Source organism: Streptomyces sp. DT190 (assembly GCF_049846985.1).
Lineage (GTDB): Bacteria > Actinomycetota > Actinomycetes > Streptomycetales > Streptomycetaceae > Streptomyces.
Genome location: NZ_JBNCNM010000032.1, coordinates 75,880 through 84,332 on the forward strand (window position 1 = coordinate 75,880; position 8,453 = coordinate 84,332).

The window sequence follows — 8,453 nt, forward strand, 5'->3', positions numbered from 1 at the left end:
AGGGCGCCGATCTTACGGGCCCGCGCCCGCAGGACCGAACGCCCCGGCGGCCGTTCAGCCGGTGTAGCGCTCGCGCAGTTCCACCTTCCGCACCTTCCCGGACACCGTCATCGGGAAGGAGTCCAGCACCTGCAGCCGGCTCGGGACCTTGTAGTGCGCGAGCCGTCCCGCGCAGAAGTCCCGCAGTTCCTCCAGGGTCGGCGGGTCGTCCGGGTCGCGGGCGATGACGCAGGCCAGCACCTCCTCGCCGTAGTGCTCGTGCGGGACGCCCACGACCTGGACGTCCTGGACCTTGGGGTGGGCGTAGAGGAACTCCTCGATCTCGCGGGGGTAGATGTTCTCCCCGCCGCGGATGATCATGTCCTTGATGCGGCCGACGATCTCGACGTAGCCGTCCTCGCGCATCACGGCGAGGTCGCCGGTGTGCATCCAGCGCCCGGCGTCGATCGCCTCCGCGGTCTTCTCCGGCTCGTCCCAGTAGCCAAGCATCACGCTGTAGCCGCGCGTGCACAACTCGCCCGCCGTGCCCCGGGGTTGTGTCACGCCGGTCGCCGGGTCGACGACCTTGACCTCCAGATGCGGCAGGACCCGGCCGACCGTGCCCGTGCGGTGCTCCAGGTCGTCCTCGCGCCGGGTCTGCAGGGAGACCGGGGAGGTCTCGGTCATGCCGTAGCAGATGGCGACCTCCGCCATGTGCATCTCGGCCACGACCCGCTTCATCACCTCCACCGGGCAGGGCGAGCCCGCCATGATGCCGGTGCGCAGGGAGGAGAGGTCCCAGGAGGCGAAGCCGGGGAGGTTCAGCTCGGCGATGAACATGGTCGGGACGCCGTAGAGGGAGGTGCAGCGCTCCTGCTGGACCGCGTCCAGGGTCGCCGCGGGGTCGAAGGAGGGGGCCGGGATGACGATGCAGGCGCCGTGCGAGGTGGCGGCGAGGTTGCCCATGACCATGCCGAAGCAGTGGTAGAAGGGCACCGGGACGCAGATCCGGTCCTGCTCGGAGTAGGCGATCAACTCCCCCACGAAGTAACCGTTGTTGAGGATGTTGTGGTGGGAGAGGGTGGCGCCCTTGGGGAAACCCGTGGTGCCCGAGGTGTACTGGATGTTGATGGGGTCGTCGCAGGACAGCTCCGGGAACGCCGGGTCGGCTGTCGCCCGGGCCAGCAGGCTCTCCCAGCCCGGGTCGCCGAAGTACACGACCTCGCGCAGCCCGGGGCAGCGGCCCCGCACCTGGTCGACCATCGCCCGGTAGTCGCTCGTCTTGTGGCTCTGCGAGGCGAACAGCACGGACACCCCGGCCTGCTTCAGGACGTACTCGACCTCGTGGGTGCGGTAGGCCGGGTTGATGTTCACCATGATCGCGCCGATGCGGGCGGTGGCGTACTGGACGAGCACCCACTCGGGGCAGTTGACCGCCCAGATGCCGACCCGGTCGCCCTCGGCGACCCCGGACGCCAGCAGCGCCGAGGCGAGGCGGTCGACGTCCGCGCCGAAGCGCGCGTAGGTCCAGCGCCGGCCGGACGGCACGTCCACCAGGGCCTCGCGGTCCGGCCAGGCGGCCACGGCCCGGTCCAGGTTCGCCCCGATGGTGTCGCCGAGCAGCGCCGTGCCGCCGGTGCCGTGGCTGTAGGAGTTCACCGGAAGTCCTCCTCGCGGTACTCGGCGTCCGAGCCGGCCGCCGTGGCCTCGCGCAGTGCGATCCGGCGGATCTTGCCGGAGACGGTCTTGGGCAGGTCGGCGAACTCCAGGCGCCGGATGCGCTTGTAGGGGGCGAGGGTCTCGCGGGAGTGCTCGAACAGCACCTTCGCCGTGTCGGGTCCGGGCTCCCAGCCGTCCGCCAGGACCACGTACGCCTTCGGCACCGACAGCCGCACCTCGTCCGGCGCGGGCACCACCGCCGCCTCGGCCACCGCCTCGTGCTCCAGCAGCGCGCTCTCCAGCTCGAAGGGGCTGATCTTGTAGTCGGAGGCCTTGAAGACGTCGTCGCTGCGGCCGATGTAGGTCAGGTAGCCCTCCGCGTCTCGCGAGGCGATGTCGCCCGTGCGGTAGTAACCCCCGGCCATCGCCTCCGCCGTGCGGTCCGCGTCGCCGTGGTAGCCGGTCATCAGGCCGACCGGGCGCTCCGACAGGTCGAGCGCGATCTCGCCCTCGGTGGCGCCGGGCGCGCCCGAGACCGGGTCGAGGAGCTCGACGCGGTAGCCGGGGCTCGGCCGGCCCATCGAGCCCGTCTTGAGCGGCTGGCCGGGGCTGTTGGCGACCTGGACGGCCGTCTCGGTCTGGCCGAAGCCGTCCCGGATGGTGACGCCCCAGGAGCGGCGGACCTGCTCGATGACCTCCGGGTTGAGCGGTTCGCCGGCGGCGACGACCTCGCGGGGCGGGGTGCGCAGCTGGGTGAGGTCGGCCTGGATGAGCATGCGCCACACGGTCGGCGGGGCGCAGAACGTGGTGACGCCGGCCCGGTCCATCTCGGCCATGAGCCGGGCGGCGTCGAAGCGCGTGTAGTTGTGCAGGAAGACGGTCGCCTCGGCGTTCCAGGGGGCGAACAGGTTGGACCAGGCGTGCTTGGCCCAGCCCGGGGAGGAGATGTTCAGGTGCACGTCGCCCGGCTTCAGGCCGATCCAGTACATGGTCGCCAGGTGGCCGATCGGGTACGAGGTGTGGGTGTGCTCGACCAGCTTGGGCCGTGCGGTGGTGCCGGAGGTGAAGTAGAGCATCAGCGGGTCGTCGGACCGGGTGGGGCCGTCGGGCGTGAAGTCGGCGGAGGCGCCGTAGGCGTCGTCCAGCGGCAGCCAGCCGGCCGGCACGGCACCGGCCGCCCCGGCGGCGATGCGGGTGTAGGAGCCGGGGACCTCGGCGAACTTCGCGGTGTCCTCGGGACGGGCGACGACGTGCCGGACCCGGCCGCGCTCGACGCGGTCGCGCAGGTCGGCGGGGCCGAGCAGCGGGGTGGCCGGGATGACGACCGCGCGCAGCTTCATCGCCGCGAGGGCGGTGATCCACAGTTCGGCCTGGTTGCCGAGCATGACGAGGACGCGGTCCTCGGCGCGCACGCCCCGGGCGCGCAGCCAGGTGGCGAACCGGGCCGAGCGCACGGACAGCTCGCCGAAGGACAGCTGCGTCTCGCGGCCGTCCTCCTCGACGATGTGCAGGGCGGTGCGGGCGTTGCCGTCGGCGATCTCGTCGAACCAGTCCAGGGCCCAGTTGAAGGACTCCGGACGGGGCCAGCGGAAGCCCTCGTAGGCGGTGGCGTAGTCCTCGCGGTGTTCCAGCAGGAAATCCCGCGCGCTGCGGAACAGCTCCGTCGCCGATGTCATGCGTCCTCCTCGGTGCCGGACCATTGCCGGGCGGCTCTGAGCCATCGTGTAATCCGTGATGCAGGTCTCACTACCCCCGAACGGGGGGAGCGCCCGCTCGGGCGTCGTGGTGAAGGGGCGAACAGGTGACGGCAGACGCGTCCGACGCGGTCGAGGTACGGGACGCGCTGCTGCGCCTGCGGCGCGCCACCGGTCTCCCGGTGGCCTTCGGCGGCCTGCTGGAGGCCGGCGGGCAGATGCGCATCAGCGAACTCAGCGGCACGGCGACGCACGCCCTGCGGTCGCTGGTGGTGACGTCCGGGACGGGCCTGGGCGGCAAGACGGTGGCGCTGTCACGGCCGTGCGTGGTGACGGACTACTCCGCCTCGCGGCAGATCAGCCACGAGTACGACGCGCCGGTGGCCGCGGAGGGCCTGCGTTCGGTGCTGGCCGTGCCGGTGGTGGTGCGGCACCGGGTGCGCGGGGTGCTGTACGGGGCGCTGCGCACGGCCCGGCCGCTGGGCGGGCGGATGCTGGACGCGGCCGTGGAGGCGGCGCGGGACGTGGAGCGGGCGCTGGTCGTGCGGGACGAGGCACGCACGCTCGCCGCCGGCGGCGGGGCGGGCGCGGGCTGGGAGCAGGTGCGCGAGGCGCACGCGGCCCTGCGGGCGCTGGCGCCGCGGATCGCGGATCCGCAGCTGCGGGCCGAGTTGCTCGGCGCGTGCGCGCTGCTGGCGGCCGACTCCGGGGCGTCCGGGGACGCTCCGCGGGTGCGGCTCGCGCCCCGGGAGGTGGACGTGCTGGCGTGTGTCGCCGCGGGGGCCACGAACGCGGTCGCCGCGGAGCGGCTGGGGGTGACGGCCGAGACCGTCAAGGGGTATCTCAGATCGGCCATGCGCAAGCTGCGGGCCCGGACCCGGGGCGAGGCCGTGGTCGCCGCCCGCCGGGCCGGCTGGTTGCCGTAGGTTTGTGGTGTTTTCCACCGGCCCGGCCGTTCGACGGGCCGACGGCGCGCCGACGGAGCGCCGGGTGCGGTGTTCCGGCGCATTCGGCAGGCCGGTGAATTCGTCCGTCGACACGGGTTGTTATTTCCCTCACCACACCGTCCGTCCGAAATTCAAAGAGCTGTTGCCTAATATTGGCCAGGACACGACACAGGGAGGACAGAGGTGACCGCTCGACGGGACTTCCAGGAGCCTCCCAGGAGCCGCCCCGACCTGGTCATCGGCCGGGAGGAGCTGTTCGCCTCGGCCCGCGACCAGCTCGGCCGAGGGGGCAGTGTGCTGCTGCACGGCCCGGCCGGAATAGGAAAGTCGACGGTCCTGCGCGCGCTGGCGGCGGATTACGGCGGTCCGGACCGGACCGTGTTGCGCTGCTCGGCCACGGAGTCCGAATCCCACCTGCCCTTCCTGGCCCTGGCCGATCTGTTCGGCCTGGTCCTCGACGAGGTCTCCGGGCACCTGCCCGCCGCCCAGCGCACGGCCCTGGAGTCGGCGCTCACCGGCCGCGGCGAGTCCACCCTGCAGCGCGACGGGCTCGCGCTGCGTCTCGCCGTGCTGTCGGCGCTGCGGGCCCTGGCCCTCAAGGGCCCGGTGCTGGTCGTCGCCGACGACCTGCAGTGGCTGGACGCGGCCAGCGCCGAACTGCTCGGCTTCGCCGCCCGCCGGCTCGGCGACACGCCCGTGCAGATGCTGTCCGCGGTGCGGACCGAGGGCGAGGAGTACGACCGCCATCTACGCGCGTCCCCGCCCGACACCCTCGCCGTCCGGCTGGGCCCGCTCACCCGCGCGCAGGTCTCCGCGCTGCTGGACCACCGCGGCTACACGCCCCTGTCCCGCTCCACGGTCCGCGACATCCACCGCACCAGCGGCGGCAACCCCCTCTTCGCGCTGGAGCTCGGCCGCGCCCTGGCCGAGAGCCCGGCCCGGCCCCGGCCCGGCGAGCCGCTGCCGGTGCCCACCTCGCTGCGGGCGCTGGTGCTGAGCCGCCTGGAGATGCTGTCGGCCGAGGCCCGCCGCACCCTGCTGGTGGCCAGCGCGGGTGCCCGTCCCACCCTGGCGCTGCTGCACGCGGCCGGGCGGGAGCACGCCGAGGCCGAGACGGCCCAGGCGGCGGCGCTGGGTCTGCTGGTCACGGACCCGGAGGCCCCGGCCCTGCGGTTCGCGCACCCGCTGATCTCGGCGGCGCTGTACGCGGAGGCCCCCGCGCAGGAGCGCAGGGCCGTGCACGCGGCACTGTCCACGGCGGCCTCGGACCCGATCGAGCGGGCCCGGCACCTGGCCCTGGCGAGCACCGGCACCGACCCGGAGGTGGCGGCCCGGCTCGCCGAGGCCGGAGCGCTCGCCCGGGACCGCGGGGCCCCGTCCGTGGCCGCCTCGCTCGGGCTGCTCGCGGCCCGCCACACCCCGCCGGACAGCGTCCCCGGGCCGGACGAGCGGCGGCTGCAGGCCGCGGAGGACGCGATCACGGCCGGGGAGGCCGATCTGGCCCGGGACATCGCCCGGGACGTGCTGACCCGGGCCACCGTGCCGGCCGAGCGGGTGCGGGCGTGGATGGTCGTGATCGAGGCGGCCGGGCAGGCGCTCGGCGAGGTCGACGCGGTCTTCCCGCAGGCGCTGGCCGACGCGGGCGACGACCCGCGGCTGCTCGCCCTGGTCCACTACCAGCTCGCCTGGCGCGGCCTGGTCGTCGAGGGCGACTTCGCCGAGGCCCGGCAGGAGGCGGCGCACGCGGCGGACCTGGCCGCACGCGGCGCGGACCGGCGCACGGAGCTGATGGCGCTGTCCTTCCAGGCCTCCACCGAGACGCTGATGGGCCACCCGGACGCCCCCGCGACGGTCAAGCGGGCCCTGAAGGAGCCCCAGGACCCGTACGTGGCCTGCCATCACAACGGCGCCGGCTCGGCGCGGTTCCGCTGGCTGATCATGAGCGACCAGCTGCCCGAGGCGCGCACGACGATCACGGCGCTGCTGCGCGAGGTGCGGCGGCGCGGCATGGTCGAGAGCGAGGTGCACTTCCTGCGCTTCCTGGCCGACACCGAGCTGCGCTCCGGGCACTGCGGCCGGGCCCTGGACCTCGCCCGCGAGAGCCTGCGGCTGGCCCGGGACTCCGGGATCGGCGAGGGCGCCTCCGCGATGCTGACCTCCCTGGCGGAGGCGTCCGCAGGGGACGTCGACCGGGCGCTGGCCCTGGCCCGCGAGGCGGCCGACCACGCCGAGGTCGACGGCGACCAGATGTATCTCTCCCGGGCCCTGGCGGCTCTGGGCTACGCCCAGTCGGTGGCCGGGGACCCGGCGGGCGCGGTCCGTTCGCTGCGCCGGGTGCGGGAGCTGGAGCAGGGCCTCGGCATCAACGACCCGGCGCGCGGCCGCTGGCACGGCGACCTCGCCGAGGCCCTGGTCCGCATCGGCGAGCCGGGCGAGGCGCAGGACGTCATCGACACGGCCCGGGTGCACGCGCTGCGGCTGGGCCGGCAGAGCGTGCTGGCCGTGCTCGACCGGGCCGAGGCGCTGGTCCGGGCCGCGCGCGGCGAGCACGAGGCGGCCGTGGTGCGGCTGGCGTCCGTGCAGGACCGGCTGGGCCGGCTCGGCTACGGCCTGGAGGAGGCCCGCGCCGCGTTCGCGCTGGCCCGGCTGCGCGCCCAGGCCGCCGCCCACCCGCGCCCGGGCGGCCCCGCCCTGCCCGGCGCGGCCTCGTACGACGAGGCCGCCCGGCTGTTCCGGCGCTGCCGGGCACTGCCCTGGCTGCGGCAGGTCGACGCGGCCGTCACGGCCGGGCCCGCTGCGGTGGAACCGGCCTCAACCGCGCCGCCGGTGGCGCTCGACGCGCTGGAGGGGCTCGCCTCGATGGAGCGTCAGGTCGCCTCGCTCGTGATGGAGGGCGCGACCAACCGGGAGATCGCCGGCCGCCTGTTCATCAGCGTCAAGACCGTCGAGGCGACGCTGACCCGGGTCTACCGCAAGCTGGGCATCCGCTCGCGGGTGGACATCGTCCGGCTGGCCGCGGGCCGCCGCAGCACCTGACCCGACCAGGGTTTACCGCGCCGCACCGAGGGTTTTCCCTGCCCAACTCCCTTAGGGGGTTCCCTCATTGGGAGCCCTCCTCGCCGAGCCCTAGCTTGGGGGCGTGCCGCTCGCCGGGCACACGGAGATCCGAACAACGGCGTCAGGGTCCCCGTGCTCCACCCACCCGCGCGACCCCCCACCGGCAACTCCCCAAGGAGACGCATGTTCGGGCTCAACGCCGCCAAGAAGGCCGCCGCCGTCGCCGCGGCGACCGCTGCCGCCGCCACCACCGCGCTGCTCGCCGCCCCCACGGCCGTGGCCGCGCCCCAGCCGATCGTCGGCGGCACCACGACCACGACGACCGCGTACCCGTTCGTCATGCAGATCACGGACGCCTCGCAGAGCCAGTTCTGCGGCGGCACGCTGGTCTCGCCGACGAAGGTCGTCACCGCCGCGCACTGCATGGTCGGCGAGACCACCAGCAGCGTCCGTGTCGTCGGCGGCCGCACGTACCGCAACGGCACCAACGGCACGGTCAGCAGAGTCAGCAAAATATGGATCCACCCGAGCTACAGCGACGCCACCAACGGCGACGACGTGGCCGTGCTGACGCTGTCGACGTCGATGCCGTACACCCCGGCCAAGTACGTCTCCGCCAGCCAGACCTCGGTGTACGCGGCCGGCACCACCGCCCGGATCCTCGGCTGGGGCACCACCTCCTCCGGCGGCAGCTCCTCCAACCAGCTGCGCACCGCGACCGTTCCGACCGTGTCCGACGCGAGTTGCGGCAGCGCCTACGGCTCCGACTTCGTGCAGAGCGACATGGTGTGCGCCGGCTACACCTCCGGCGGCGTGGACACCTGCCAGGGCGACAGCGGCGGCCCCCTGCTCGTCGGGGGCGTCCTGGCAGGCATCACTTCCTGGGGCGAAGGCTGCGCCCAGGCCGGTTACCCGGGTGTCTACACCCGCCTGACCACCTTCTCCAACCTGGTCACGACGCAGGTCAACTCGTGACCCCCACCGGTTCCTGAGTGACCCTCAGGTGAAAGACCAGGGGGCGGGGGGGGGGGGGCCCCCCCGCCCCCCCCCCCCCCCCCCCCCCCCCGCCGGCCCGCCGCCCCCCCCCCCCGCCCGCCCCCCCCCCCCCCCCCCCCCC

Annotated in this window: 5 protein-coding genes; 3 read left to right on the forward strand and 2 right to left on the reverse strand. The window is 74.2% G+C overall.

Features of this window, described 5'->3' with window-relative positions; genetic code table 11:
- Window positions 1-54: 54 nt before the first annotated feature.
- Entirely contained in the window at window positions 55-1,638 is a 1,584-nt protein-coding gene (locus ACPXCS_RS36445; RefSeq protein ID WP_425944601.1) for an AMP-binding protein, read from the reverse strand.
- Window positions 1,635-3,314 (reverse strand): AMP-binding protein, encoded by a 1,680-nt coding sequence (locus ACPXCS_RS36450; RefSeq protein WP_425944602.1) that lies wholly within the window; start codon window positions 3,312-3,314, stop codon window positions 1,635-1,637. The genes ACPXCS_RS36445 and ACPXCS_RS36450 overlap by 4 nt, the downstream gene beginning before the upstream one ends.
- Window positions 3,315-3,439: 125 nt before the next feature.
- On the opposite strand from ACPXCS_RS36450, the gene ACPXCS_RS36455 reads away from it, so the two are divergent.
- The 3 genes from ACPXCS_RS36455 to ACPXCS_RS36465 all read left to right on the forward strand — a co-directional run bounded on the left by ACPXCS_RS36455 (window position 3,440) and on the right by ACPXCS_RS36465 (window position 8,311).
- Window positions 3,440-4,258: a response regulator transcription factor gene (locus tag ACPXCS_RS36455; protein ID WP_425944603.1), complete on the forward strand. Its 819-nt coding sequence runs from the start codon at window positions 3,440-3,442 to the stop codon at window positions 4,256-4,258.
- Between the two features lie 204 nt (window positions 4,259-4,462).
- Window positions 4,463-7,315 carry an AAA family ATPase gene (locus ACPXCS_RS36460; RefSeq protein ID WP_425944604.1) on the forward strand — a complete coding sequence of 951 codons (2,853 nt, stop codon included), beginning with the start codon at window positions 4,463-4,465 and terminating at the stop codon, window positions 7,313-7,315.
- Between the two features lie 204 nt (window positions 7,316-7,519).
- On the forward strand, window positions 7,520-8,311 hold the full coding sequence (locus tag ACPXCS_RS36465; protein WP_425944605.1) for a S1 family peptidase: 792 nt from the start codon (window positions 7,520-7,522) through the stop codon (window positions 8,309-8,311).
- Window positions 8,312-8,453 lie beyond the last annotated feature (142 nt).

Excerpts from the sequence above, each read along its gene's own strand:
- ACPXCS_RS36465 (WP_425944605.1), top strand. The coding sequence starts at position 7,520 with ATGTTCGGGCTCAACGCCGCCAAGAAGGCCGCCGCCGTCGCCGCGGCG.
- ACPXCS_RS36450 (WP_425944602.1), bottom strand. The coding sequence starts at position 3,314 with ATGACATCGGCGACGGAGCTGTTCCGCAGCGCGCGGGATTTCCTGCTG.